The organism is Bradyrhizobium sp. MI1.4, assembly GCF_055811315.1.
The window spans coordinates 1-407 of sequence record NZ_JBVVPP010000155.1 but is presented as its reverse complement, the minus strand read 5'-3'; the positions used below and the strand labels follow the sequence as shown (position 1 = coordinate 407).

The following is a 407-nucleotide window of genomic DNA, read 5'->3' as shown; positions in this document are numbered from 1 at the left end:
GGCGCTCCCCGCATCACCAAGGACGGCGTCACCGTCGCCAAGGAGATCGAGCTCGAGGACAAGTTCGAGAACATGGGTGCGCAGATGGTGCGCGAAGTCGCTTCGAAGTCCGCTGACGCGGCCGGCGACGGCACCACCACCGCCACTGTGCTGGCCCAGGCGATCGTGCGCGAAGGCGCCAAGTCGGTTGCCGCCGGCATGAACCCGATGGACCTGAAGCGCGGTATCGACCTCGCGGTCGAAGCCGTCGTTGCGGACCTCGTCAAGAACTCCAAGAAGGTTACCTCGAACGACGAGATCGCCCAGGTCGGCACCATCTCGGCCAACGGTGACGCGGAGATCGGCAAGTTCCTCGCCGACGCCATGAAGAAGGTCGGCAACGAGGGTGTCATCACCGTCGAGGAAGC

The 407-nt window shown here is 64.9% G+C and carries 1 protein-coding gene; it reads left to right on the top strand.

The window, feature by feature from the left end; all coding sequences use genetic code 11:
* Window positions 1–407, top strand: a 407-nt coding sequence (locus AC0L23_RS40070; RefSeq protein ID WP_473358434.1) for a TCP-1/cpn60 chaperonin family protein, incomplete at both ends; no start/stop codon positions are given.